Source organism: Mycolicibacterium austroafricanum (genome assembly GCF_000612725.1).
Lineage (GTDB): Bacteria > Actinomycetota > Actinomycetes > Mycobacteriales > Mycobacteriaceae > Mycobacterium > Mycobacterium austroafricanum.
The window spans coordinates 70,368-97,106 of record NZ_HG964451.1; the positions used below are offsets into that span (position 1 = coordinate 70,368).

Here is a 26,739-nt window from a genome sequence, read left to right on the forward strand (position 1 = left end):
GCCTTCTGGGCGCTCAGGCAGCCAGCTTGACGGCCGCCTTCTCGGCGGCTTTCGCACGCCGGCGCTTGCGCACCGCGGCGATGGCCGACCTCAGGCCGCGCCGCTCGGACGGCTCCAGCCCGTCGAACATCCGCTCGCTGCGTGTCTCCGGGGCATCGTCGGCGGTATCGGTCAGGAACCGGTCCGGCAGCGACAGTTTCGCGATCGTGCGCCAGGACTTGCCGTACTGCACCAGGAAGTTCCCGGTGGTGTAGGGCAGGTCGTATTTGTCGCACAGCTCGCGGACCCGCAGCGAGATCTCGTAATACCGGTTGCTCGGTAGGTCCGGGAACAGGTGATGCTCGATCTGCTGGCTGAGGTTGCCGCTCATGAACCGCAGCAACGGGCCGCCCTCGAAGTTCGCGCTTCCCAGCATCTGTCGCAGGTACCACTGGCCCCGCGACTCGCCGACCATGTCGGTTTTGGTGAACTTCTCGGCGCCGTCCGGAAAGTGGCCGCAGAAGATGACCGCGTTGGCCCAGACGTTGCGGATGACGTTGGCGACCGCGTTGGCCGTCAGCGTCGACCTGAACGTCGCGCGCGGGGACAGGGACGTGATCGCCGGGTAGGCGACATAGTCCTTGACCACCTGCTGGCCGGCCTTCACGCCGAACTCCTTGACCCGGCCCATCGTGGCCTTGCGGTCGTCGCGGCCCTTGAAGATCTTGCCGAGCTCCAGATGCTGCAGGCCCACACCCCACTCGAAGGCGACCGAAAGCAGCGTGTTGAAAAACAGGTTCAGCAGGTTCATCGGTCGCCAGCGCTGATCGCGCGTGACGCGGATGACGCCGTAGCCCACGTCGTCGTCCATCCCGAGGATGTTCGTGTACTTGTGGTGCATGAAGTTGTGGGTGAAGCGCCAGTGCTTGGAGGCGCCGCTCATGTCCCATTCCCACGAGGAGGAATGGATCTCGGGATCGTTCATCCAATCCCATTGACCGTGCATGACGTTGTGGCCGATCTCCATGTTCTCGATGATCTTGGCCACGCCCAGTGTCGCGGTGCCCGCCCACCAGAACCTGCGCTTCGCGCTGCCCGCCAGCAGCAGTCGGCCGGTGACTTCCAGCCCCCGCTGGATGGCGATGGTGCGACGGATGTACCGCGCGTCCCGCTCACCGCGGGAATCCTCGATATCCTGGCGGATAGCGTCCAGTTCGCGTCCCAGGTTCTCGACGTCTGCCTCAGTGAGGTGCGCAAACTGGGGAACATCTGTGATTGCCATGTTTCAACCCTCCTCTCGCTACCTACGCTACCGTAACCTACGTCGCCGTAGGTTACTACCCAGTAAAGCCTAGACGTCGAGCACACAATCCCCCGACGCCGCTGACACACAGGTCTGTACCCGGGTACCCGGTTCGTGCTCGACACCGGTGCGCAGATCGCGCACATGCCCGTCGAGCAGACCCACCACACAGGACTGGCAGATGCCCATCCGGCAGCCGAACGGCATCTGGATGCCTGCGGCCTCCCCCGCGTCCATCAACGACGTAGCGCCGTCCACCGTGGCGGCCTTGCCCGACCGGGAGAACTCGACGGTGCCGCCGCTGCCGTGGGCCGCCCGCGCCACCGCGAACCGCTCCAGGTGCAGTCGGTCGGCGATGCCGGCCGCCTTCCATGTCCGCTCGGCGGCCTCCAGCATGGCCTCGGGCCCGCACGCCCACGTCTGGCGTTCCCGCCAGTCCGGCACCACCTCATCGAGACGGTCCAGGTCGAGCCGACCCTCGGTACGGGTAGCCCGAACGCGCAGCCGGTAACCCTCGTGTCGGTCCGCCAACTCGGACAGTTCGGCGGCGAACATCACGTCGTCCTCGGTCGGCGACGAGTGCACATGCGCCACATCGCCGAGCTGCCCGCGGCGCACCAGGGTGCGCAGCATCGACATCACCGGCGTGATGCCCGAGCCTGCGGTGAGGAACAGCACCGACGCCGGAGCGGGGTCGGGCATCACGAAATTGCCTTGCGGCGCAGCAAGTCTGACGATGGTTCCGGGCGCGACCCCGCCGACCAGATGCGTCGACAGGAAGCCTTCGGGCATGGCCTTGACGGTGATCGTGATGGTGCGCGAACCCTTGCTGGTGACCGGGCTGCTGGTCAGCGAGTAGGAGCGCCAGCGCCAGCGTCCCTCCACCAGCAGGCCGATCCCGATGTACTGGCCGGGCTCGTAGTCGAAGGAGAAACCCCAGCCCGGCTTGATGACCAGGGTGGCCGAGTCCTCGGTCTCGCGGCGCACTTCGAGCACCCTGCCGCGCAGCTCGCGCGCCGACCACAGTGGGTTGGCCAGCTTGAGGTAGTCGTCGGGAAGCAGCGGTGTGGTAATCCGGCCGGCGATGGTGCGCAGAAGGTGCCAGCCGGGATTCTCCTTGGCGCCGGCGATGGTGGGGCGCACGGTGTCGGCGACCTTGGCGGTGTTCTTGATGGTGTTCTTGGCCATGACGGCTCCTCCGGCTTGGGGGCGGCGATGGGGCTTCCCATCCGCGCGACGCCTCTACCTACGGTACCGTAACTTACGGTAGCGTAGGCGTTAGAGCAGGTCCAGTAGGAAATTCAGCTCCTGCGGCGCGTACCACGCCAGGTCGTGGTCTTGTGCGTCACCGACCGTCAGCTCGGCGTCCTCGTCCCCCAGATCGGCGGAGTCGATGACCTCCACGGCGGCCAGCACCGCAGGTTCGGCGGCCGCGTTGTCGACGTAGGCCGCGACCACCCGGCCGATGGGGACGTCGCCGGCGATCCGCACCACGGCGTCGTCGAGGTCAGGCCGGAACGTGATTCCGTCGGCGTCGTCGAGATCGAGCTCCACCACCGCCCGGCGCGGCGGCAGTCCCTCGGCGGGTTCGTCGTCGAGCAGTCGCAGCGACGCCAGTGCCGCCTCGCGCAGCGCGACGTCGGCCAGCTCGTCCTCGTCACCTTCGGCATAGGCCTCGCGCAGCGCCGGCGTCACCGCGAACGCGGTCCCGTTGACGGGACGGAAGGATTCGGCGGCGACCAGGCGCTGCAGCATGGCCAGCGTTGCGGGGACGAAGACGCGCACGAGGTGAGGGTAGCCCGTTACTCGGTATCGCCCAGCAACGTCGCCACGTGATCGTCAACATAGGTCGACAGCTCCCGCGGTGGTCGCTGGTAGTCACCACTGACCACCGGCCTCTTGGGAAGCTTCACCTTGGCGCGCTCGACATCGTGGTAGTCGATGCTGGCCAGCAGGTGCGCGATCATGTTGAGCCGCGCGTGTTTCTTGTTGTCCGACTCGACGATGAACCACGGGCTCAGCGCGGTGTCGGTGTGCACCATCACCTCGTCCTTCGCCCGCGAATACTCCTCCCACCGGTACACCGCTTCGAGGTCCATCGGCGACAGCTTCCACTGCCGAACCGGATCTTTGAGCCGGGAACGGAAACGTCGCAACTGTTCCTCGTCAGACACCGAGAACCAGTACTTGCGCAGCAGCACACCGTCATCGATCAGCATCTGCTCGAAAATCGGTGTCTGGCGCATGAACAGCGAGTGCTCGGCCGGGGTGCAGAACCCCATCACCTTCTCCACGCCGGCGCGGTTGTACCAGGACCGGTCGAACAGCACGATCTCGCCCCTGGCCGGCAGGTGTGCGATGTAGCGCTGGTAATACCATTGTCCCCGTTCACGATCCGAAGGTGCGGGCAGCGCCGCGATCCGCGCGACCCGCGGGCTCAGGTACTCGGTGATCCGCTTGATCGTGCCGCCCTTCCCTGCGGCATCGCGCCCTTCGAACACGATGACCACACGGGCACCGGTCGCTTTGACCCATTCCTGCAGCCTCACCAGTTCCGTTTGCAGACGGAACAGTTCGGTCTCGTAAGACGTGTCGGGAAGCTTGCCGACCTTCTTTGCCATCCGGGTCACCTCGGGTTCTTCTCTAGGCAACGACGAAATCGTGGCCGTGCCGGCTGGCCCCGCGATCAGCCTCGGTGGGTACTACGGTCGGGTCGCGCTCGCAGATGTCAGTCATTCGATTCATTCGACCCTGGCGAGGTGGCCACGTCAATCCCGGACCGCCACGAACGGGTCACCGTGCGGCTTCCACCAGTTCATCGAGACTTTCGCGCAGCAGACTGGGCAGCATCTCGACATCGCTCATCGCGTCGCGGTCGGCGTTGATGCCGAAGTACAGCATCCCGTTGTAGGAGGTGACGCCGATCGCCAGGGCCTGATTGTGCAGCAGCGGGGGGACCGCATAGGTCTCCAGCAGTTTGGTTCCGGCGATGTACATCTGGTTCTGCGCGCCGGGCGCGTTGGTGATCAGCAGGTTGAACAGTCGGGCCGAGAAGCTCGTCGCGACCCGGATACCCATGGCGTGCAGTGTCGGCGGCGCGAAGCCCGACAGCGTGATGATGGTGCGCGCGTCGACCAGGCTGGGTGCGGTCGGATGCGTCTCGGTGGCGTGCGAGATCTGGGACAGCCTCACCACCGGATTGGCTTCTCCGACGGGAAGATCCACCAGAAACGGAACGACCTCGCTGATGGCCTGGCCCGGGCTTGAGGAGTCGATCTCGGCGTCGGGATACACCGACATGGGCGCCATGGCGCGCACGGTGGTCGTCGCACGCACCGGCTCCCCCCGTGACAGAAGCCAGTTGCGAAGCGCCCCGGCGACCACCGCGAGCACCACGTCGTTGACGTCGCATTCGTAACGCGCACGCACGGCGCGGAATTCGTCGAGGCTGCCCGAGGCCACCGAGAATCGCCGGTTGCGTGACACGGTGGTGTTCAGCGGGCTGCTCGGGGCCGCACCCCGGGCCACGGTGCGGGCCACCTCGGTGGCGCGCCGTCCGAGTTCGACCAGCTGGCCGGTGTTGGTGACGGCCTCGGTCACCGCCGAGCGGAGGGCGGCGGCCTGCGCGGTCGGCCGCGTGATCCACTCCCCGAAAGCACCGAACAGCAGCTGCCGATCGCTGGGTTCGCGGCCCGGAATCCAGATGTCCTCGCCGAACGCGGGCGGTTTCTGTGTGCGGTCGGCGATCACGTGCCCGATCTCCAGCGCGCTCATGCCGTTGACGAGCGCCTGGTGCGACTTCGTGTAGATCGCGATGCGGTTCTTGGCCAGTCCCTCGACGAGATACATCTCCCACAGCGGTCGGGACTTGTCCAACGGTCGCGATCCGAGCCGGGCCACCAGCTCGTGCAGCTGGGCGTCGCTGCCCGGGGACGGCAGCGCCGAGCGCCGTACGTGATAGGTGATGTCGAAGTCGCGGTCGTCGACCCAGACCGGTCGCGCCAGCCCGAAGCTCACCTCCCGCACCTTCTGCCGGTAGCGCGGAATCAGCGGGAGCCGCTGCTCGACGGTCGCCAGCAGGGTTTCGTAGCTCAGACCGTTACGGGGCTTGCGCAGGATCTGCAGCGAGCCGACGTACATCGGCGTCGACGAATTCTCCAGGCGGTAGAAGGACGCATCCGACGCCGACAACCTGGTCACCATGTGCGGCGCCGCCTCCCTCGCTCACTCGCCAACAAGCGTCAGACCCTGCCACGTTATCGGCATTTTGTAAGCCCGCGCACAACGGGTGCTCTCCGGCGCATGCCGTGCGTGGGATCATTGAGCGGTCTGCAACTCTCCGGCAGATTTCCGTCGTCCGCTGGAGAGCCCGCATGACCGCATCCCGTATCCCGTCCGACCCGGCGTCGCCCCCTGTGTCGTCTCCCGTGTGGAAGACCTCGCCGGTCATCGACTACGAACCGGCGCCGCAGCCGTGTCCGACGCCGTCGAGCGCCGCGCTGCACCGTCCGTCCCCGCGCGCGTTGCGCGCGCACCGACCGCCGCATCCGCACGAACCGCCGCCGCCCCGGTCGGCCGTGGTGTTCGCCGAGACGGCGCTGCGTCAGGTCATCGAGGTCATCGACCGGCGCAGGCCGGTGGCGCAGCTGCGCCCGCTGATGACGCCGGTGCTCGTCGAATGTGTGATCGCGCGGGCCGCGGCGCCGCGCACCGGCAGTGCGACGTTGCGGCGGGTCCGGGTGCGGTCGGTGGACACCGGCGGCGGCGAGGTCACCGCCGCGGAGGTGTTCGCATCGTTCAGCCGCAGCGGCCGGGTGCACGCCGTCGCGGGCCGGATCGACCGGCACCGCGACAGCTGGCGCCTGGTCGCCCTGCAGATCGGGTGATTTCGGTGTCGTTGGTCCCGCTGACGTTGACCAACGACACCGAAATCACTGAAGAACTAGCGGCGCTTGGCGTGCCGGCCCGTCTTCTGCTGGCGGGCGGCCTCGCGTCGCTCCTTGCGGGTGCCACCGGTCGACGGCGTACCACCACCGGAACGCTTGACCTCGACGCCGCCGTCCTCGGACGGGCCGGTGTAGGTCAACGGCTGGGCCTTGTCATCGATGCCCTTGGCGCGCAACCCGCCGACGGCCGGCCGCTCCTTGGTGGCCACTCCACCGGTCTGCGCCTGAGCCTGCTCCGCAGCGGCGGCCGCGAACGCGGCCAGCCCGGCGGGGGCGGCCTGCGCGGCGACCGTCGGAGCGGACGGGGCCCGTTCGACCTGGACGTTGAACAGGAAGCCGACCGACTCTTCCTTCATGCCGTCGAGCATTGCGATGAACATGTCGTAACCCTCGCGGGCGTACTCGACCTCGGGCCGCTGCTGGGCCAGGCCACGCAGCCCGATGCCCTCACGCAGGTAGTCCATCTCGTAGAGGTGTTCGCGCCACTTGCGGTCGAGCACGTTGAGCAACACGTTGCGCTCCAGCTGCCGCATCGCGCCCTCGCCGGCGATCTCCTCGATCTCGGCCTCCCGCGCGGCGTAGGCCCGCTCGGCGTCGGCGATCAACGCCTGCAGCAGCTCCTCGCGGGTGAGCTCGCCGGGCTCGCCGACGGCGTCGGAGTCGATCAGGTCGTGATGATCGATGCCCACCGGGTAGAGCTGCCTGAGTCCTTCCCACAGCTTCTCCAGGTCCCAGTCCTCGGAGTAGCCCTCGGCGGTCGCGCCGTCGACGTAGGCGGTGATCACGTCGACGAGGATCTGGTGTGCCTGGCCGGCGAGGTTCTCGCCCTCCAGAATGCGGCGGCGCTCGGCGTAGACGACCTTGCGCTGCTGGTTCATCACCTCGTCGTACTTGAGGACTTCCTTGCGGATGTCGAAGTTCTGCTGCTCGACCTGGGTCTGCGCGCTCTTGATGGCGCGGGAGACCATCTTGGCCTCGATCGGCACGTCGTCGGGCAGGTTCAGCCGCGTCAGCAGCGTCTCCAGCGTGGCGCCGTTGAAGCGGCGCATCAGCTCGTCGGCCAGCGACAGGTAGAAGCGGGATTCACCCGGGTCACCCTGACGGCCGGAGCGGCCACGCAGCTGGTTGTCGATGCGGCGTGACTCGTGACGTTCGGTGCCCAGCACGTACAGGCCGCCGGCGGCGATCACGTCCTTGGCTTCGGCCGCCACCTCCGCCTTGATGTGCGGAAGCTCCTCGTGCCAGCCCTGCTCGTACTCCTCGGGGGTCTCGATCGGGTCGAGGCCGCGCTGACGCAGGCGCCGGTCCAGCAGGTAGTCGACGTTGCCGCCGAGCACGATGTCGGTGCCGCGGCCGGCCATGTTGGTGGCCACAGTGATCGCGCCGAGCCGGCCGGCCTCGGCGACGATGCCGGCCTCCTGCTCGTGGTACTTCGCGTTGAGCACGTTGTGCGGGATGCGGCGCTTCTCGAACTGGCGCGACAGGAACTCGGAGCGCTCCACGCTGGTGGTGCCGATCAGGACCGGTTGGCCCTTCTCGTAGCGCTCGGCGACGTCGTCGACGACCGCGATGTACTTGGCCTCTTCGGTCTTGTAGATCAGATCGGACTGGTCCTTGCGGACCATCGGCCGGTTGGTGGGGATCGGCACCACGCCCAGCTTGTAGATCTCGTGCAGCTCGGCGGCCTCGGTCTCGGCCGTACCGGTCATACCGGCGAGCTTTTCGTACATGCGGAAGTAGTTCTGCAGCGTGACCTGGGCAACCGTCTGGTTCTCGGCCTTGATCTCGACGTGTTCCTTCGCCTCGATGGCCTGGTGCAGACCCTCGTTGTAGCGGCGGCCCACCAGCATGCGGCCGGTGAACTCGTCGACGATGAACACCTCACCGTTGCGGACGATGTAGTGCTTGTCGCGCTCGAAGAGCTCCTTGGCCTTGATCGCGTTGTTCAGGTAGCTGATCAGCGGGGAGTTGGCGGCCTCGTAGAGGTTCTCGATGCCCAGCTGGTCCTCGACGAACTCGACACCGGCCTCGTTGATGCCGACGACGCGCTTCTTGATGTCGACCTCGTAGTGCACGTCGGGTTTCATCAGCGGCGCCAGGCGGGCGAACTCGGTGTACCAGTTCGAGCCGCCGTCGGCGGGCCCGGAGATGATCAGCGGGGTGCGGGCCTCGTCGATCAGGATCGAGTCGACCTCGTCGACGATCGCGAAGTGGTGGCCGCGCTGCACGCAGTCTTCGAGGCGCAGCGCCATGTTGTCGCGCAGGTAGTCGAAGCCGAGTTCCCAGTTGGTGCCGTAGGTGATGTCGGCGTTGTAGGCGGCGCGCCGCTGGTCGGGCGTCAACGTCCCCAGGATCACGTCGACGTCGAGGCCGAGGAAACGGTGCACGCGGCCCATCTGTTCGGCGTCGCGTTTGGCCAGGTATTCGTTGACCGTGACGATGTGCACGCCCTTGCCGGGCAGCGCGTTGAGGTAGGCGGGAAGCACCGAGGTCAGGGTCTTGCCCTCACCGGTCTTCATCTCCGCGACGTTGCCGAAGTGCAGTGCGGCGCCGCCCATGATCTGCACGTCGAAGTGACGCTGGTTGAGCACCCGCCAGGCCGCCTCGCGGACGACGGCGAACGCCTCCGGCATGACGTCGTCGAGGTCCTCTTTGCCGCCCGCCAGGCGGGCCCGGAACTCGTCGGTCTTTCCCCGCAGTTCGGCGTCGGAGAGCTTCTCGATGTCGTCGGACAGGGTGTTGACATAGTCAGCCACCCCCTTGAGGCGTTTGACCATGCGGCCTTCGCCGAGACGCAGCAACTTCGACAGCACGCTGAATACCCTTTTTCCTCGCCGGATGCGTTTCGCAATAGACGGTGACCATCGTAGGTGACGCGCCGAAATCCCAGGTTATCCGTCTCCGTCGCGCCGCGAGTGGAGACGAAAATCCCCCGCGAGGGCGGTCGCGGGGGATTCCGGCTGCTCAGGGGCTCAGGCGAGCTTGATCAATCCGTAGTCGTAGGCGTGCCGGCGGTAGACCACGCAGGGCCGGTCGCTCTCCTTGTCGTGGAACAGGAAGAAGTCGTGGCCCACGAGCTCCATCTCGTAGAGGGCGTCGTCGACGGTCATCGGGGTGGCGGGGTGCTCCTTGACGCGCACGATCCGGCCCGGTTCATGCTCGTCGAGGGGCTGCGCCGACTGGCCGTCCAGTGGCAGAGAGGCTTCGGCGGGCGGGGTGAACACGCCTTCCAGTTGCTCGGGCGAGCAGGCCTCGCGCAGCGATCTCGGCGTCTTGTCGCCGTAGTGGATCTTGCGGCGATCCTTGCTCTTGCGCAGCCTGCCCTCGAGTTTGCTCACCGCCGATTCCAGAGCCGCGTAGAAGCTGTCGGCACATGCTTCGCCACGGACCACGGGGCCGCGGCCTTTGGCGGTGATCTCGACGTGTTGACAGTTCTTGCGCTGACGCCGGTTCTTCTCGTGGTAGAGCTCGACGTCGAAGAGGTAGAGGGTGCGGTCGAAGCGTTCCAGGCGGGACAGTTTCTCGGCGACGTAGGAGCGGAAGTGATCGGGTACCTCGACGTTGCGACCGGTGACCGCCACCTCGGCTTTCGGAGTGGGTTCGGACGACTGTTCGTCCATCAACATCGTGCTGTCGGCGTCCACGGAATAACTTGACATTCTTGGCAACTCGATTCTCTCGCGCGATCGCACGCCCTCGCGTGCCCGACTGATGAGGCAACGCACCGACGTGGCATACCTGGTCTCGCCGCTCGCCGGTGCAAGGTGTCGACTACTCACCTCCTATCGCTGCCGCGATACCGGCGCCTCGCGTTCTGAGCGCCGCCGTGAGCTGTTCACGGTTGATTGGTGCCGACGGTAGTCGCTGTTCACCTGGCGTGCCACTAATTCGCCCGACCTGTTCTCAGTTCTTCACGTGCGATTGACCTCGGGGTAATCGGGTTCCGGCGGTCAGGCGTTCGCCAGCGCGAGCACAGCGACGACGTGGGCTCCGGACGTTTGCAGGACACGGACGGATTCCGTGGCGGTCGCACCGGTGGTGACGACGTCGTCGACCACCACGACGGGGTCTGAGATGGGGTTTGCGACGCGCCCGGCGAGGCGCACCCGGCCGGTGACGTTGCGTTGCCTGGCGGCCAGCGAGAGGCCGACGGAGTCGCGGGTGAACGCCTTGAAGCGCAGGACGGGCGCGACCGCGACGCCGGGGAGCCCGGCCGCGGCGGTACGGGCGATGCGGGTGACGGGGTCGCCGCCGCGGCGGCGGGCGGACATGCGCCGGGTCGGTGCGGGCACCAGCGTGACCGGGACGTCGAGCACGCCCCAGGTCAGCAGATGGTCGAGGGCTTCAGCGAGGGCTGCCGCGAGGGGTGCCTGCAGGTCGGTGCGGCCGTGCTCCTTGAGCGCGACGATGGCTTTCCGGCGCGGGCCGGCGTAGCGCCCGAGCGACAGCACGGGCACCCCGGGGTCGAGCCGAGGGGTGATGAGGTGCGGCTGGTCGGGTTTGACGGTGAGCTCCCGCGCGCACGCCGGGCACCACGCGGTGGCGGCGGCGTCGCACCCGCCGCACTCCAGCGGTAGGACGAGATCGAGCATGCCCGCCAGTGTGGAGCCGGCCTCCGACAGTCTTTTGGGTGTCGTTGCCGCGAGTCGTGCGCGAGTTCCCGCGGAATAGCGTTCCTGGCTGTGATTCCAGGGTGATTGACAGCCCTGGCTTCACGCTCGCGGAGGCCATATTTCAGTGCACCGAGGGGTGTCGCAGGTCCGGTAGCCTCGATTTCAAGGTGCGGCAGAAAGGCGACGAGTGGGTAATCCGCCTCCATTGCGCGTTGAGACATCGGCCCTGAACTGGGACCCCGCCGTGGTAACAGTTCCGCCGATGCCGGTGGTTCCGCCTACAGAGCGTCTTCCATCGCGCTCGCGGCGTAGGTCAGCATCGCCTTCAGGTGGGCCTCACCTCGACCAGTCGACCTGCTCATCATCGGCTTGGATACCTCGAACCACGCGACCGCCAAGTCGGTTTCGGGTGGCGACTCATCTGTTTGCGGGGGCGGCAAGAGCTCCATGAGGTGCTCATCGCTTGTTGCAGCGAGCTTGGCGGCGGGGGCGGGGGCAATAACCTCCAACCGCGAACGGCCTTGCATCGTGCCACTGTCGGGGATGTCGTCGGGCAGCAGAACTATCTTCGGCGCCCCGGGATCGAATCCCTGGAACTGGTCTTCCGTCGCGATGACGCACCGCAGGCTCTGGCCGTAATGCTGTGCCCAACCTTGCACCGCCAGGATTGGATATGTCGCCCATCGACCGCGTTCGCCCGCGGTGATCGACTCGTCCGCGGTTGCCATGCGGACGTTGTCCGGCAGGAAGACCTTCTCCGGTATGTACCCGATGCCGTAGCTATTGGCGACGACGATGGGGCCATCGTTGGTGACCGCCGTGATCCAGTAGAAGCCAAAGTCCCAGATTCCGACATTGAGCGCCGCCGCGATTCGGCGCGCCATCTGCGTCGGATCGTTGCCCTGGTTGCGACGGCGGAGTGCTCCCGCCGTCGCGGCGGCGGCGATGGCCTCACGTTCCGCACGCGCTGCCGATACCGGGATCGGCGCAGGTGCGGCGGCGCCGGAGGTTGCACTGGCCGCCATGGGTGCGACGCCCGGGCTACCGGCAGCCAGCGGCGCCGCGTTGGCCCCGGGATTCAAGGGCGCCGGAGGGGCTGGCGTTGTCGGAGGACCAAGGGGCACGGGAGGACTCGTCGGTGCGGAACCTGCGGGTGGACCGCCGGCAGCGGCGCCTCCGAACCCGCCGCCCGAGAGACCGGGACCGGCTGTTGCCGACGAAGCCGCCGCCGGCACCGAGGGCTGCGCTGGTGCGGGTGGCGGCGCCGGTTGGGCAGCAGGAGCTGGAGCGCCCAGCGGTGCAGACGGCTGGGAAACCATGGATTGTGAAGTGAAGCCGCCGGCTGGTGACCGGCCGGCCGCGGCAGCCACCTTGTCTCCCCCAGCAGCTGATGCCGCTGTGGGCTGGCTGGATGCTCCGGCGGTCGGGGAACCGGAACCGGAACCGGATCCTGAGCCGGAACCAGAGCCCGAGCCAGGCGCCGTTCCTGAGCCGGAGCCGGAGGCCGACCCCAACGAACTACCGCCGGCAGATCCACCCCCTCCGCTGGACGGGCTACCGCCACCCATCGAAGGGGTACCGCTTGAGCTTGGGTTTACAGCGGCGGGAGGCACGGCCTGTTCCCCCGGAGTAGTCAGTGAGGCGCCGGGGTTTTTCGGCTGGGGCGGAGGATAGCCCTGCGCTGGAGCATTGCCGCCCGGGCCAATCCCGCCACTGTTCCGAGGCGCGTAATAAGAGATCGGCTGAACATCAGGCCTTCGAAGCCCGAAGTTATTGCCGCCCAACGTCTCCGACGGCTCCGGTGCGGACGCCTCTCCCTGACTGGCAGGCATTTTTCCATCTGCGCCAGGAGTGCCTTCGGGCACGCCGATATTTCGCGCCAACTCGGTCGTATTGGCCGCAACCAGATCGACGTTGTCGCGGTATCCCTCTCCAATTCGTGCTTCGATCAGGGGTTGAGCGACACCTGGTTTGTCGCTGTATGAATCTCGGATTTCCTCACATGCCTGCTGGGTGGTGTCTGCATTCGCATTGGCTGCTACCTTGGTCTTAATCACCGAGGATTCCATGTTTCGCAGCTTTTTCGCGAGCGTGTCAGCGATAGCGGCGTTAGCTTCATGCCCATCGATAATCGCGCTCGCCTCGTTCCGTGCAGCCTCCGAACCCGCTCCATCCCAAGCATCCGAGAGCGCCATCATTTGCCTCTGAAGCTCGGGAATGACTGACGTCCGCAAATAGGTTGCGAGTGATTCAAAACCAGCCGCCGCATTCGACAGTAATTCTTCGTCGACGCACGGCCACGCTGGAGGCGAAACAGTCTGGGAGCCGTACTCACCGTTATGCGGTTCGGTGTTCCACCAACTCATGTGTTGGCCCCACAAGCTGCACCCAGTCCACCGCCGATGCCGGTGGATACTCTCCATAGCCAGACATCGTCCGGCGCGTAGGTAGGAATCGCGTCTGCAAAAGCCCTCATATATGAGCTTTGCAGCGCAATCAGGTCCCCAATCACGCGTCCTTCGGCGTTGCGCGCAATCTCCCGCACCCGAGTTGAGTCCGTCAAGAGGACTTCGCGCGCTGCATTATTGAGAGCACGCTCCTTCTCAGTCCATTGCGCAGCAGCTACAGTCGCATCCGTTTCCGCCCATCCGCTGAGCACGGTATTCTGCAACTCAACGACCGATAGATATTCAGCACAGATCTGGTCTGGGCTGGGCATGAAGTCCTCGAGCAACGCTGGCTGCGCTACCGTCGACACCAGAATTTCATCGTCCGCCATATCCTCCACCAGCGGCACTGCACTACACGAGTAGGTCACTGCGTTGACGAAATTCATCGCAATGCTCGCATACCGACGATCGGATTCGACGTATTCCGGAAGTGCCTGGACGTACTTGCGCAGATAAACGATAACTTGGGCGATGAGCTCCTGGATAGTGACGTTTCGCGCCTGTGGCAATATTGACTCAAAACGATCAGATGACGCGGTCATCGCCTCACCGACATCTGCATAAATGCGCTTCTGCTCGGGAGTCCAACGAGAGGCGGGAGTCAAATCATCGACCTCGCTCCACACCTCGGTGCGGGCATTCAGTTCATCGGCGGCCTGATGCCAGTGATCGCACACAGGGTCCTTCTCACGCAGCAACCCAACACTCCGATCAATTCGGTCATCGGCCATGCGTGATGGATCGCCGGTACCCGAGCCACTTTCGCGCGAAGTCTCCTGCCAAACAAGTAGTCCAAGGATCAGCACCAGCACAACCGACACCGAAACACCAATCAGAATCCATGGTTTTCGACTCCGAGCCGACGCCATCCCGACACGAGGAGGAGGCGGCGTGTCGTTTGGCCGCCACGACAGGTGGCCACCGGGCGGCGGAATCGGCGGCATTGTCATCGGCCCACGTCGGCAACCGTCGAAGCGAGTGCACACCCCATGTACCGCGATGCTACCGTCGGTCCGACCCCATACTCCGCATCAATTCCAGCACACCGTGAAATGGACGAAGTCTGACATCCGAACCAAACCGCGTTGAACGGCACCGCGGTTGTTAGGAGCCTCCACTAAGCGGTTCTGCGCGTTCCGCGAAACTGCATCTTGCGGGTACCGCGGGCAAGCACTAGGGCAGTGTCGGCCGATAACGCGCCGCCCCGTATCTCCAATGTCACCTCGACGTTCTACTGATCGCCGGCAGCTCCCACACCGTCAGTTCCTCGAATGGGCCAGTACCAGCACATCCTGGATCAACGTTTCTCCGCTCGCCACAGCATCGTTTCGTTCCTGGCAGTAGCTGGCGCCCCGGGACCAGCATCAAACGGCAAAACGAGCCGCACGATGCCACCGCCACACTCCCCCAGCGCCCGTTTGCCGCCCGAGACTCGCGAGAGTGCTCCCACGGTCGTGATCTTCGGCTGGGCACGACCGTCAGTGCACGCTCGCGGAGCAAGCCCGCGAGCCAGAGCCAGAGCCAGAGCCAAGCGAAAGCCGAGCTAGGTCCCGAGGACGATCGATTCCCCCTGCACGTGAATGGCCACCGGCTCCAGCGGCCGCTCCGCCGGACCGGCGACCACCTCGCCGTCGAGGCTGAACATGCTGCCGTGGCAGGGGCAGTAGATCGTCTCGTCGGCGATCTCGTTGACCAGGCACCCGTTGTGCGTACAGACCGCAGACAGGCCTTTGTACTCGCCGGCCACCGGCTGGGTCACCAGCACATCGCCGAGGATCACCCCGGACCCCACCGGCACATCGGCGGTCGAGGTCAGCTCCTCACCCGCCGGACGTTTCGACGTCCCGCCCGAGCACGCCGCCACCGCGGCCGCCGCCAGCCCGAGCCCCGCGCCCGCCAGCACCGTCTTCCGGGGAATCTCTACAGCCATCTGCACCTCTCCGTTCGGGCAACACGTTCCACGTCAGCCCGGCAGCACCGGCAGCGCGCCTGCCGACATCAACGGCCGCACCTCCGACCACCCCGGGTCTTCGGCGGCCGAACCGGACAGCTGCAGTATCCCGCGGCCGTCGGCGACGTACACCGCCGACGGGTTGGCGGCCACCGTCTTGACCGGCATCAGCAGGTTGCGGCTGGGCCCGTCGGAGTTCACCCCGTCGAGGTTGACGTAGGACACCGGGCTCTGCGCAACGGTGCGCGTGACGACGATGTCGTCGCCCGTGCGCCACGACAGCGACACCGCCGTCTCCCCCAGCCCGTAACCCAGTCGCCGCGGGTAGGTCAGCGCGTAGTTTCCGCCTGCGGTCTGCTCGACCCCGGCGAGGACGATCTTGCCTTCGATCACCATGGCGGCGCGGGTGCCGTCGCGCGAGAGCTGCAGTTCGGCGATCGCACCCGGGAAACGCGTGACGACTGCGCTCGCATCGACCGGGATGCGGGCAGGCTGCCCCGACGCGTCCTGGATCACGCGCACCACGTTGTTGCCGTCGACGACCGTCCAGATCGCGTCGTCGAGCGACCAGCTCGGCCTGGTCAGGCTGCGGCCGTCCAACACCTGGGATGCGTTGCCGCCCAACGGCCCCACCCACAGCGACGACGCCATGTCGGGCGCGCCGGGGCGCAGCGTGACGATCGATGCGACCTCCTGCCCGGTCCGCGACAGCGACGCCGCGGTCTGCCCCGGCATCTGGCCGAACTGGCCCGAAACCCGCGGCGCCCGTTGCCCGTCGAGGCGGACCAGCGATCCACCGACCAGAGCGTGCAGGCCGGCCGGCGCGCCGTCGGCGGCACCGGGATCGGTCGCCGCGACGTCGGCGGTGTCCCACCCTTCGGCGAACCGGTCGTCGAGGGCGGCGCCGTCGGCGTTGAGCACGTACGGCCCGTTGATCCCGGACCGCGACAGCGTCCAGATCAGCTGCGCGGCAAGCAACTGCCTGCTGTGCGGATCGGTGGTGGACAGGTTCTCCAGGTCGACGCGGGCGCCGCCGTAGCCGCGGCCCACCCCGGTCTTGCCGCCGTCGGCCCGGGTCACCGGGCCACGCAGCCGCAGCGGCGAGCCGAGCAGGTTGCGCACCGTCTTGTCCATCTCGGGTCGGGGTCCTGCCACCAGCTTGCTCACCAATTCGGTTGCCAGCTGGTCGGGTTCGGACACCGCGACGTAGCGTGGGTCGGGTACGACGGTCTTGCCGGTCGGGTCGGCGAAGTACAGCGTGTGCCGCTTGTAGGTGGCCTGGAACTGCTGCCAGTCCAGGAAGACGCCGTTGGGCAACCGGTCGATGCGCCAGCCGTCCGGCGTCTTGACGAGTTCGATCGGGCCGGGGTCGGGCAGCGCGCCTGCACCGGTCTCGAAGACGCCCATGTCGGACAGCGACCCGAGGATATCGGCGCGCATGGTCACCGAAACCCGTTCGGGTGCCCGCGTTTCGACGAACACCACGTTGTCGATCAGCAGCGCGCTGCCGGCGTCGTCCCAGGTGCTGGACGCCGACTCGGTGAGGAACTGGCGCGCCGCCAGGTGCCGGTTCGCCGGATCGGCTGTGGCTTTGAGGAATTCGCGCAGCAGGACGTCGGGGTCCATGGCCGGGGTCGGTTTGGGGAGGCTGGGCGGCGCGGGCCGGTCGACGGTTCCGATCGCCTGCGGCGACGACGAGCTGGGCACTCCGGCGCAGCCGACCGCGAAAGCCATGAGCGCGCAGAGCCACAGCGCGGCAATGCGTCTCACACGCTCTCCCCTGCCGTTTCACGGACCCGGCGGCTCGGCGCGCCGGATACGTCGATCGGCTTGACCGGCAGCGGGCTGCTGGTGACCTTGTGCCCGCGCACCAGCGGAAGCGTCAACCGGAAGCAGGCGCCCTTGCCGGGTTCACCCCACGCTTCGAGCCGGCCCTGGTGCAGCCGCGCGTCCTCGATGCTGATGGCCAGGCCCAGGCCGGTTCCTCCGGAGCGGCGCACCCGCGACGGGTCCGCGCGCCAGAACCTGCTGAACACCAGCTTCTCCTCACCGGGGCGCAGACCGACGCCGTAGTCGCGGACGGTGACGGCGACGGTGTCGACGTCGGCGGCCATCCGGATCCGCACCGGCTTGTGCTCGGCGTGATCGATGGCGTTGGCGATGAGGTTGCGCAGGATCCGCTCGACCCGGCGCGCGTCGACCTCGGCGATCACCTCGTCGGCGGGCAGGTCGACGATCAACTCCACACCGGCCTCCTCGGCCAGGTGTCCGACGTTGTCCAGTGCGCGTTGCACGATGGAACGCAGGTCGACGGCATCGACGGCCAGCTCGGCGACGCCGGCGTCGTGGCGGGAGATCTCCAGCAGGTCGTTGAGCAGCGACTCGAACCGGTCGAGTTCGTTGACCATCAGCTCGGTGGAGCGCCGCAACGCCGGGTCGAGGTCCTCGGCGTGGTCGTGGATCAGGTCGGCGGCCATCCGCACGGTGGTCAGCGGGGTCCGCAGTTCGTGGCTGACGTCGGAGGTGAACCGGCGCTGCAGGTTTCCGAACTCCTCGAGTTGGGTGATCTGGCGGTGCAGGCTTTCGGCCATGTCGTTGAACGACACCGCCAGCCGCGCCATGTCGTCCTCGCCGCGCACCGGCATGCGTTCGGTCAGATGCCCTTCGGCGAACCGCTCGGCGATCCGCGACGCCGACCGCACCGGCAGCACGATCTGGCGGGCGACCAGCAGGGCGATCGCGGCCAGCAGCCCGAGCAGCACCACGCCGCCGGTGGCCATGGTGCCGCGCACCAGCGCGATCGTGGAGTCCTCGTTGTTCAGCGGGAAGATCAGGTACAGCTCGAGGTTGGTCACCGGGGACGACGTCGGGCTGCCGATGATCAGCGCCGGTCCGGAGAAGCCGTCGGTGTGCACGGTGGCGTACTGGTAGCTGACCTGTCCGGCCTTGACGAAGTCGCGCAGCGCGGCGGGGATCTGGTCGACGGGCCCGGCGGCGGTGGCGGCGCGGGGGCCGTCACCGGGGACGACGAGCACCGCGTCGAACGTGCCCGCGAGCCCCGCGCCGGCGTCGGCCTTGCGGTCGATCAGCGTGTTGCGGGCCAGCTGCAGGCTGCTGTCGAGGGAGCGGGTCTCCTCGCCGCCGACGATGCCGCTGACGGTGGTGCGGGCCCGCTCGATCTCCTCGATGGCGGCGCCCACCTTCACTTCGAGGATGCGGTCGGTGATCTGGCTGGTCAGCACGAAGCCGAGGACCAGGATCACGGCCAGCGACAGCCCGAGCGTCAACGAGACCACCCGCAGCTGCAGTGACCGTCGCCACGCCAGGCTCAGCGCACGACCGAGCGCACCCAGTCCGCGGATCAGCGGGGCCGACCGGCGGTGGATGCGTCGCCGCGAACCGAAGATCACGACGACTGCCAGTCGATCACGACCGCCGCCCCAGCAAGGCGAGCCGTCCAATCACGACGACGGCGAGCCGTCCAATCACGGAGGTCCGGCCTTGTATCCCACTCCTCGAACGGTCAGCACCACCTGCGGGTTCTCCGGGTCTTTCTCAACCTTGGCCCGCAGTCGCTGGACATGCACGTTCACCAAACGGGTGTCCGCGGGGTGGCGGTAACCCCACACCTGTTCGAGCAGCACATCACGAGTAAACACCTGGCGCGGTTTCCGTGCCAGCGCCACCAGCAGGTCGAACTCCAGCGGCGTGAGCGAGATCTGTTCGCCCTGCCGGGTGACCTTGTGGGCCGGGACGTCGATGTCGATGTCTGCGATCGACAGCATCTCGGCCGGCTCGTCCTCGTTGCGCCGCAGCCGGGCGCGCACGCGGGCCACCAGTTCCTTGGGTTTGAACGGCTTCATCACGTAGTCGTCGGCGCCGGACTCCAGGCCCAGCACCACGTCGACGGTGTCGGTCTTGGCGGTCAGCATCACGATCGGCACGCCGGAGTCCGCACGCAGCACACGGCACACATCGATGCCGTTCATGCCGGGCAGCATGAGATCGAGCAGCACCAGATCGGGCCGCAGCTCGCGCACGGCGGTCAACGCCTGGGTGCCGTCACCGATGACCGCGGTGTCGAATCCCTCCCCGCGCAGCACGATGGTGAGCATCTCGGCGAGCGAAGGGTCGTCGTCGACTACCAGGATCCTTTGCCTCATGGTGTCCATGGTGTCACCAGATTGCGATAAACCGCGGCTACCACACCGGGCGTTTTGCGTGTTGAGCGGTATCTAGCCGCTCGCGTCGATGACGTCGCGCTGCTCGGCGATCGACTGCAGCACTTCGTAGGCGATCTGTCGGATGCTGGCGACGACGGGACTGCCGCACAGCGGCCTCGAACCGGGCTCGCCGAGCACCCAACCCAGCGACTCGCTGTGTTCCAACGACATGCGGGCGGCTTCGGCCTCGGGGTCGTCTTCGCCACTCATCGCGAGCACCAGTTGCTTGCGCGAATACCGGGATCCGTCGGCATCGGTGACGACGGGGTTGGTCCACCAGTCCTGGAACGGGATCCGGGATCCGCTGAAGATCTGGTCACCGCTTCTGGTGCGGATCGGCACCGGCGGGTACATGGCCAACTTCGGGACGTATTCCTCGGCGCCGTGGTGCCTGCTGCGGATGCTCATCAGGGTCAGCCGGGAGATCGAGCACGGCGTCTTCGGGTTGGCCACACCGGCGGTGTCGACCCAGGTCAGCTTGTCGCGCAAGCCGTCCAGTGCATCGGAGCCGTCCGCGCGGCCCAGCAACGCGCGCAGGTATCGCGCCAACGACCTCGCCGCCTCGGGGCGCCCCCGGTCGTAGCGTTGGCTGGCCGAGCGGAGGCAGGAGAGAAGATCATCGACGGTTTGCAGTGACTCGGCCCGTGTACGAGTTTGAACGCGCAAGAACTCCCCCTTTGCGACCTGCCGCCGAGGCGGCTTCCCCCGGGGTCGAAGCTTATCTGCTCACGCGAAAGTTCGCGCCGTTACCGGGCGTTCAGCGGGAAGACACGAGCCTGTCGGCGAGCGCGGCGGCGTCGACATCGGGGGGCACCACCACCCACGGGCCGCCCCAGTTCGCTGCCGCCAGTTCGGCGTAGACGGCCGACGTGCGGCGCTGCAGCCCGTCGTCGCGCTCGTAGGCGTCGCGGGCCCGGTCCGCTTCCCGGGCGGCCCGGCTCACCGCCCGCTGGGCCGCCAGCTCCGTCGGAACATCCAGTAGCACTTGCCAATCCGGCTTCGGCAGGCGCAGCCGTCCGTACTCGAGGTCGCCGACCCAGGCCGCCACGTCGCCGTCGACACCCTGGTGCAGACGCGCCGCGCTGTAGGCGGCGTTGGAGGCGACGTAGCGATCGAGCAGCACGACGTCATAGGCCGACTTGAGGTGGTCGATCTCGTCGCGGGCTCCGGCGCGGTCCATTGCGAACAGGACGGCCATCGCGTACACCGACTCTGCGAGGTCACCGTGCGCGCCGTGCAGCGCCTCGGCGGCCAGGTCGGCGGGCACCGACACCCCGTACCGCGGGAACGCCAGGGTGGCGACGGAGCGGCCGTCGGACTCGAACGCGGCGCGCAGACCGTTGGTCAGGGTGCGCTTGCCTGCGCCGTCCACTCCCTCGATCACGATGAGCACCCGGCGAGCCTAGACCAACGCCGTCGACCGATCCGCAGGCAAACATTGACGACCCTGAATTGTCCACCCATAGTTCTACAAGTGCGGGGACCTAAAAGGGTTGGCAAAGGTGCGGGTTTGGCCGTCGCGGCGGGGGTCGGCGCGGCGGTGTTCATGGGACTGGGTGGCGGGGTCGCCGCGGCCGACGACACGGGCGGCGCCGGCACCGCGTCGTCGCAGGGCGAGGCCGGGCCGGCGCGCGACGACGACACGACCGACACCGCGGCGACCGATCCCGGCGAGGCGACCGATCCCGCCCCGGACGAGCCCGTTGCCGACGAGCCCGCCCCGGACGAGTCCGTCGGGGACGTCACCGACGTCGCTTCCGACGACGTCGCTTCCGACGAGGTCGTCGAGGACGACGACGACGAGCCTTCCGGTTACTCCGAGACGATCACGACGGTCGTCGACAGCGACCCGGCGGAGCTGGACCCGCCCGCCGACACCGAGCCCGGGCCCGCCCCGGCCGTCGCGGCGCAACTGGCCGTGACGGGCGCCGCGCGGCGCGACACGCACACCGAGACGACCGCGCCCGTCGCCGCCGCGGCCGACGAGATCGTCTACACCGCCCCGCCGAGCTTCTTCGATCAGGTCACCGTCGTCGGCCTGCGGGTGCTGCGCGGCTTCTCCAGCCTCATCGGCATCGATATCTACGGCCTGATCGGGCAGGCGCTGGAGAGCCCGAATCCGCCCTGGTTCGTGAAGTACGGGCTCGACGTGCGGCGCACCGAGTACGAGGTGTCCGAGGACGACTTCTGGCGGGTGTGGGAGTTCCACCCGCCGAACCCGACCGGCAACACCGTCATCGCGGTGCACGGCGGCGGGTTCATCCTCGAACCCCTGGTGACCCACTGGCTCGACTATGCGGCGATGGCCCGCGACACCGGCGCCACCGTGATCGTGCCGATGTATCCGCTGGCGACCACCGCGGCCGGGACGGCGGTCAAGGTGGTGCCCGCGATGGCGCGGTTCATCTCCGGGCAGATCGCGATCCACGGTGCCGGCAACGTCGGCGTCTACGCCGATTCGGCCGGGTCGGCACTGGCGATGGCGGCGGTGCGCGAGCTGGTTCTCGACGGCCGGCCCGTCCCGGCGAGCATGGTGCTGCTGTCGCTCGCGCCGGACAGCTCGCTGTCGAATCCGGACATCGACGACGTCGACGACCCCATCATCGATGTCCGCAACCTCGACTTCTACACCGACGTGAACCATTGGAGCGACGGCCTCGACCCGCAGGATCCGATGGTCAGCCCGCTGTTCTTCGAGGACGCCGTGTTGGCCGCGCTCCCGCCGACGACGCTCTATGTGGGCGAGCTGGAATGGGCACTGCCCGACACGCTGCTGCTGCACGACAAGTGGTCGGCCGCAGGCGGGGCGGTGTCCACCGTCATCGGGCGCGGGCAGGTCCACGACTGGGCGCTGGGCGGCATCGCCGCGAACTCGCAGGGGCCGAAGGTGCGCCCCGACATCTACCGCCGACTCGGGCTCGACGACGTCGCTTCGGGTCCTCGCACCATCACGACGGGCCCACCGTCGTTCGGCGACACGTTCGTCGTCGGGCTGCTGCGCACGCTGCGCTGGATCAACGAGGAGACCGGCATCAAGATCCTCAGCGGCATCGCGGGTGGGTCCACGAGCATCGCTCCCCCGCCGCAGCTGGTACGCGGGCTGGCCGTCACCGAGCGCACCTACAACGGGTGGACGGTGTGGGAGCTGGCCTCGCCGGACCCGTCGGGGGAATTCGTGGTGGCGTTGCACGGCGGCGGGTTCGAGGCCGAGGCCACCGTGCTGCACTGGTCGGACTACGCGCAGATGGCGCGCGAGACCGGCGCCACGGTGCTGGTGCCGATCTATCCGATGGCGCCGCCGAAGAGCACCGGCACCGCAGCGACGCTGGTGCCGCCGATGGCCGACTACCTGAAGATGCTCATCGACGCGCACGGCGTGGACAACGTCAGCCTGTACGGGGACTCGTCGGGTGGCTCGTATGCGGTGCTGGCGGTGCAGGAGATGTTGCGCCGCTGCAGGATTGACGTGCACTGCGTGGTGTCCGAGGCGCAGCCGTCGCGGATGGTGCTGGTCTCGCCTGCGCTGCATCTGACGTTGCGGGGGCCGCAGATCGACGCGATCGACGACCCGATTCTGCCGCGGCCGGCGCCACCCGGCGAGGGCCCGCGCTGGAACGGCGACTGGGACATGGACGATCCGCGGGTCAACCCGATCGCAGGCGCCGACCTGACCGGCCTGCCGCCGACGACCGTGTACATCGGGACGGTGGAGAAGCTGCTCCCCGGCGTGATCGCGTTCCGCGACAAGGTGTTGTCCCAGGACCCCCAGGCCGATCTGACGGTCGTGATCGGCGACGGGCAGCTGCACGGGTGGGCTCTGGGCGGCATCGTGGTGAACTCGCAGGCGCCCATCTGGCGCGCCAACGTCTACCGCCAGCTGGGTCTCTCGGCGATTCCGGCGTGACAGTCGTCGCCCGGCGACGGGATCGCTAGTCGTCGACGGCGTTGAGGACCAGCTGGTTTCGCCGGCGGTCGAGGTAGCCGGTCGCCGTCCAGCCGTCGGTGCTCAGCGCCTCGTTCAGCGCGGCGCCGGTGACGAACGGGCCCGGCCCCACCGCGGACCGCAGCGCCTCGGCGACGTCGGGCATCCTGCCCTCGGCGGTGGTGTCGCGGGCCAGCGCGGCGGCGGCCTGCGGGTGCAGCGTGATCACCGCGTCGATCCAGTAGGTCGTCGGGCCGGGCACGTCGCGGCTCGCGTTCGTCCACGTCACCCAGGCGACCGCCTCCGGCACGCCGATCGCCGGGAAGCGTCTCGTCAAAGGCGCTGTATCGCTGTGGATCTCACTCGGGACGTCGACAGCGGGGGCCGGTGAGCACGCCACCGCGCATGCCGCGACCAGCGCCACCACCCAGCGATTCCGGCGTGGCGATCGTCGCCCACCGGCGACGAAATCCCTCATGCCCCGATGCGGTAGGACTGCAGCACCACGGCGTTGTGCGGCGGATCCAGGAACACCCGGGTGCTCCTGCGGTCGCCGGCGAACGCCATGTTGAGCTCGATGCCGGTGAGGAACGGCCCCGGCGGCAAGTCGGGCTCGAGCACCTTCTGCACCGCGGGCACGTACCCGCTGTCCTCGGGATAGTTCTTCGCGACAAGCGAATTCATCGTCTCGGGCACCACCTCGACGACGGCGTCGATCCACACCACCTTGGTTCTCGGCTTCTCCGCCTCGCCGCTGTTGTCCCATGTGATCCACGACGCCGACACCGGCACGCCGAGCGCGGGAAACGTCTTGGCCAGTTCCTCGGTGTCGTGCCGGACCTGCGGGGCCGGCCGAGACGCGGTGACGCCGGACTCGCCGGCCTCGTCGGAGACCGGCTGGCCCTGGCATGCCGTCAGGGCCAGCGCGACACCGAGCGTCACCGCTCTCAGCAGTTTTGCCACGTCAGTAGCGGTAGTGCTCCGGCTTGTACGGGCCTTCGACGTCGACGCCGATGTACTCGGCCTGCTCCTTGGTGAGCTTGGTCAGCGTGCCGCCGAGCGCCTCGACGTGGATGCGCGCCACCTTCTCGTCGAGGTGCTTGGCCAGCCGGTACACCTCGTTGTCGTATTCGTCGTTCTTGGTCCACAGCTCGATCTGCGCGATGACCTGGTTGGAGAAGCTGTTGCTCATCACGAACGACGGGTGGCCCGTCGCGTTGCCCAGGTTGAGCAGGCGCCCCTCGGACAGCACGATGATCGACTTGCCGCTCTCGAAGATCCACTGGTCGACCTGCGGCTTGATGTTGATGCGGGTGGCACCGGAGCGCTCCAGCGCGGCCATGTCGATCTCGTTGTCGAAGTGGCCGATGTTGCCGAGGATGGCCTGGTTCTTCATCGCCTTCATGTGGTCGAGGGTGATGATGTCCTTGTTGCCGGTCGAGGTGATGACGATGTCGGCCTCTGCGATGCCCTGCTCGACGGTGACCACGTCGAAGCCGTCCATCAGCGCCTGCAGCGCGTTGATCGGGTCGATCTCGGTGACCGCGACGCGCGCGCCCTGGCCGGCCAGCGACTCCGCGCAGCCCTTGCCCACGTCGCCGTAGCCGCAGATCAGCACCTTCTTGCCGCCGATCAGCACGTCGGTGCCGCGGTTGATGCCGTCGATCAGCGAGTGCCGGGTGCCGTACTTGTTGTCGAACTTGGACTTGGTGACCGAGTCGTTGACGTTGATGGCCGGGAAGGCCAGCTCACCGGCGGCGGCGAACTGGTACAGCCGCAGCACACCGGTGGTGGTCTCCTCGGTGACGCCCTTGACCGACTCGGCGATCTTCGTCCATTTGGTCTTGTCCTTCTCGAAGCCCTCACGGACCAGCGACAGGAAGACCTTCCATTCGGCCGGGTCGTCGTCCTCGGCGGGCGGCACCACGCCGGCCTTCTCGTACTGCGCGCCGCGCAGCACCAGCATGGTGGCGTCGCCACCGTCGTCGAGGATCATGTTCGCCGGCTTGCCCTCCCAGGTGAGCATCTGCTCGGCGGCCCACCAGTACTCCTCGAGCGTCTCGCCCTTCCAGGCGAAGACCGGGGTGCCCTTGGGCTCCTCGGGGGTTCCGTTGGGGCCGACGACGACGGCCGCGGCGGCGTGGTCCTGGGTGGAGAAAATGTTGCAGCTCGCCCAGCGCACCTCGGCACCGAGGGCCACCAGCGTCTCGATCAGCACCGCGGTCTGCACGGTCATGTGCAGCGAGCCCGAGATCCGCGCGCCCTTGAGCGGCTGGACCTCGGCGTATTCGTGGCGCAGCGCCATCAGGCCGGGCATCTCGTGCTCGGCGAGGCGGATCTCCTTGCGCCCGAATTCGGCCAGCGACAGGTCGGCGACCTTGTAGTCCAGACCGTTGCGGACATCGGCGGTCAGAGCAGTCATGTAGAGCCCCTTTGTGGTTCGTCAATTGCGTGTGAGCGCACGGATTCGCGCATGCGACATCCATGCGAACAACCCCGGCCTGCGGGCTCGCGGGACAGGCGCTACGGCGCTCTGCCGGCCAGGGGCGTCTATGACACCGTAGCGCCTCCGGTGCGACGGCAGGTCACGGCCGTCGCTCACCCGGCGATCTAGGGGTCGATCACTCCGTAGCGCTCGGCGAACGGCGTCATCAGTCGGGCCAGGTCGCGGGCCACGTCGTGGTCGGCCTCGGGCGGCATCGAGATGTAGCTCATCGCCAGCCGGACGATGGCCCTGGCCAGCACGCCCGCGTCCTCCTGGCTGACGCGCACCCAGCTGCTCATGAAGGACTCGGTGAGCCGCGACGAGCAGTGGTTGATGATCGGTGCGCTGTCGGTGGTGATGAGCTGCAGCAGATCGGGCTTGGACGTCCCGGTCAGCAGTGAGATCACCAGCGGGTCGGCGGCGGACTCGACGAAGAAGTCGCGGAAGCCCTGCAGGAACGCGGCGTAGACATCACCGGCGTTGCCGTTGATGGCGCCGTGGATCTGGTCGACGAGCCGGTCGGCCAGCCGCATCGCGTAGCCCTGCGCCAGGCCCTGGCGTGAGCCGAACTCGTTGTAGATGGTCTGGCGGCTGATGCCGGCGGCCTTGGCGACGTCGGACAGCGTGATCGCCGACCAGTCGCGGGTGAGGAGCATCTCCCGCATCCCGTCGAGGATGGAGTCCCGCAGCAGCACCCGCGAGGCCTCGGCGTAGCTGACGCGCTTGTCGTTGGAGAGGCCCACACGCGCGACTGTAATGGTTCCGGGCCCCGCGCTCGCCGTCACTGCGGTCCCCTGGCTCGCCGTGTTCCGCGAGCGCGCGTGTCTGCACGGCTCCGCTCGGTGCGTCGCGCGCATCGGCGCGCGC

Annotated in this window: 22 protein-coding genes; 2 read left to right on the forward strand and 20 right to left on the reverse strand. The window is 67.6% G+C overall.

What is annotated here, in order from left to right; all coding sequences use genetic code 11:
• Positions 1-13: 13 nt before the first annotated feature.
• From BN976_RS07045 to BN976_RS07065, 5 genes are all read right to left on the reverse strand, one after another.
• Positions 14-1,261 (reverse strand): fatty acid desaturase family protein, encoded by a 1,248-nt coding sequence (locus BN976_RS07045; protein WP_011779009.1) that lies wholly within the window; start codon positions 1,259-1,261, stop codon positions 14-16.
• Between the two features lie 69 nt (positions 1,262-1,330).
• A complete protein-coding gene (locus tag BN976_RS07050; protein WP_011779008.1) occupies positions 1,331-2,470 on the reverse strand; it encodes a ferredoxin reductase in 1,140 nt (379 codons plus the stop codon).
• A 90-nt stretch (positions 2,471-2,560) separates the two neighbouring features.
• The gene (locus BN976_RS07055; protein WP_372923956.1) at positions 2,561-3,067 is read right to left on the reverse strand and encodes a DUF6912 family protein; all 507 of its coding nucleotides are present in this window, start codon (positions 3,065-3,067) and stop codon (positions 2,561-2,563) included.
• A 17-nt stretch (positions 3,068-3,084) separates the two neighbouring features.
• Positions 3,085-3,903, reverse strand: coding sequence for a polyphosphate kinase 2 (ppk2, locus tag BN976_RS07060; protein WP_051558346.1), 819 nt, complete (start codon positions 3,901-3,903; stop codon positions 3,085-3,087).
• 172 nt (positions 3,904-4,075) lie between these two features.
• Positions 4,076-5,485, reverse strand: a complete 1,410-nt coding sequence (locus tag BN976_RS07065) for a WS/DGAT/MGAT family O-acyltransferase (RefSeq protein WP_036369494.1) — start codon at positions 5,483-5,485, stop codon at positions 4,076-4,078.
• A 170-nt stretch (positions 5,486-5,655) separates the two neighbouring features.
• On the opposite strand from BN976_RS07065, the gene BN976_RS07070 reads away from it, so the two are divergent.
• Positions 5,656-6,168: an Rv3235 family protein gene (locus BN976_RS07070; RefSeq protein WP_011779004.1), complete on the forward strand. Its 513-nt coding sequence runs from the start codon at positions 5,656-5,658 to the stop codon at positions 6,166-6,168.
• A 56-nt stretch (positions 6,169-6,224) separates the two neighbouring features.
• Here BN976_RS07070 and secA read toward each other — a convergent pair whose 3' ends face one another.
• The 11 genes from secA to BN976_RS07125 all read right to left on the reverse strand — a co-directional run bounded on the left by secA (position 6,225) and on the right by BN976_RS07125 (position 20,858).
• Positions 6,225-9,041, reverse strand: a complete 2,817-nt coding sequence (gene secA / locus BN976_RS07075) for a preprotein translocase subunit SecA (protein WP_011779003.1) — start codon at positions 9,039-9,041, stop codon at positions 6,225-6,227.
• Between the two features lie 159 nt (positions 9,042-9,200).
• Positions 9,201-9,887: a ribosome hibernation-promoting factor, HPF/YfiA family gene (hpf, locus tag BN976_RS07080; RefSeq protein ID WP_036369497.1), complete on the reverse strand. Its 687-nt coding sequence runs from the start codon at positions 9,885-9,887 to the stop codon at positions 9,201-9,203.
• 291 nt (positions 9,888-10,178) lie between these two features.
• Positions 10,179-10,820, reverse strand: a complete 642-nt coding sequence (locus BN976_RS07085) for a ComF family protein (RefSeq protein WP_036369500.1) — start codon at positions 10,818-10,820, stop codon at positions 10,179-10,181.
• 299 nt (positions 10,821-11,119) lie between these two features.
• Complete coding sequence (locus tag BN976_RS32000) at positions 11,120-11,866, reverse strand: EspK C-terminal domain-containing protein (RefSeq protein ID WP_051558347.1); 747 nt, start codon at positions 11,864-11,866, stop codon at positions 11,120-11,122.
• A 1,337-nt stretch (positions 11,867-13,203) separates the two neighbouring features.
• Positions 13,204-14,112 carry an ESX-1 system-associated protein gene (locus BN976_RS07095; protein WP_145977923.1) on the reverse strand — a complete coding sequence of 303 codons (909 nt, stop codon included), beginning with the start codon at positions 14,110-14,112 and terminating at the stop codon, positions 13,204-13,206.
• 722 nt (positions 14,113-14,834) lie between these two features.
• The gene (locus BN976_RS07100) at positions 14,835-15,221 is read right to left on the reverse strand and encodes a QcrA and Rieske domain-containing protein (protein WP_036370360.1); all 387 of its coding nucleotides are present in this window, start codon (positions 15,219-15,221) and stop codon (positions 14,835-14,837) included.
• A gap of 33 nt (positions 15,222-15,254) precedes the next feature.
• Complete coding sequence (gene lpqB, locus BN976_RS07105; protein ID WP_036369505.1) at positions 15,255-17,012, reverse strand: MtrAB system accessory lipoprotein LpqB; 1,758 nt, start codon at positions 17,010-17,012, stop codon at positions 15,255-15,257.
• Entirely contained in the window at positions 17,009-18,652 is a 1,644-nt protein-coding gene (gene mtrB / locus BN976_RS07110; RefSeq protein WP_011778996.1) for an MtrAB system histidine kinase MtrB, read from the reverse strand. The genes lpqB and mtrB overlap by 4 nt, the downstream gene beginning before the upstream one ends.
• Positions 18,653-18,727: 75 nt before the next feature.
• The gene (gene mtrA / locus BN976_RS07115; protein ID WP_011778995.1) at positions 18,728-19,414 is read right to left on the reverse strand and encodes a two-component system response regulator MtrA; all 687 of its coding nucleotides are present in this window, start codon (positions 19,412-19,414) and stop codon (positions 18,728-18,730) included.
• A gap of 63 nt (positions 19,415-19,477) precedes the next feature.
• Complete coding sequence (locus BN976_RS07120; RefSeq protein WP_235621999.1) at positions 19,478-20,014, reverse strand: hypothetical protein; 537 nt, start codon at positions 20,012-20,014, stop codon at positions 19,478-19,480.
• Positions 20,015-20,222: 208 nt separating this feature from the next.
• Entirely contained in the window at positions 20,223-20,858 is a 636-nt protein-coding gene (locus BN976_RS07125; protein WP_011778993.1) for a dTMP kinase, read from the reverse strand.
• 117 nt (positions 20,859-20,975) lie between these two features.
• On the opposite strand from BN976_RS07125, the gene BN976_RS07130 reads away from it, so the two are divergent.
• Positions 20,976-23,369, forward strand: a complete 2,394-nt coding sequence (locus BN976_RS07130) for an alpha/beta hydrolase (RefSeq protein WP_235622000.1) — start codon at positions 20,976-20,978, stop codon at positions 23,367-23,369.
• A 25-nt stretch (positions 23,370-23,394) separates the two neighbouring features.
• Here BN976_RS07130 and BN976_RS33525 read toward each other — a convergent pair whose 3' ends face one another.
• From BN976_RS33525 to BN976_RS07150, 4 genes are all read right to left on the reverse strand, one after another.
• Positions 23,395-23,865, reverse strand: coding sequence for a hypothetical protein (locus tag BN976_RS33525; protein ID WP_145977924.1), 471 nt, complete (start codon positions 23,863-23,865; stop codon positions 23,395-23,397).
• Positions 23,862-24,350, reverse strand: a complete 489-nt coding sequence (locus BN976_RS07140; RefSeq protein WP_036369511.1) for a hypothetical protein — start codon at positions 24,348-24,350, stop codon at positions 23,862-23,864. Before BN976_RS07140 ends, BN976_RS33525 begins: the two co-directional genes overlap by 4 nt.
• Position 24,351: 1 nt before the next feature.
• Positions 24,352-25,809: an adenosylhomocysteinase gene (gene ahcY / locus BN976_RS07145; RefSeq protein WP_011778989.1), complete on the reverse strand. Its 1,458-nt coding sequence runs from the start codon at positions 25,807-25,809 to the stop codon at positions 24,352-24,354.
• Positions 25,810-25,997: 188 nt separating this feature from the next.
• Positions 25,998-26,729, reverse strand: a complete 732-nt coding sequence (locus BN976_RS07150; protein ID WP_011778988.1) for a TetR/AcrR family transcriptional regulator — start codon at positions 26,727-26,729, stop codon at positions 25,998-26,000.
• Between the last annotated feature and the right edge of the window lie 10 nt (positions 26,730-26,739).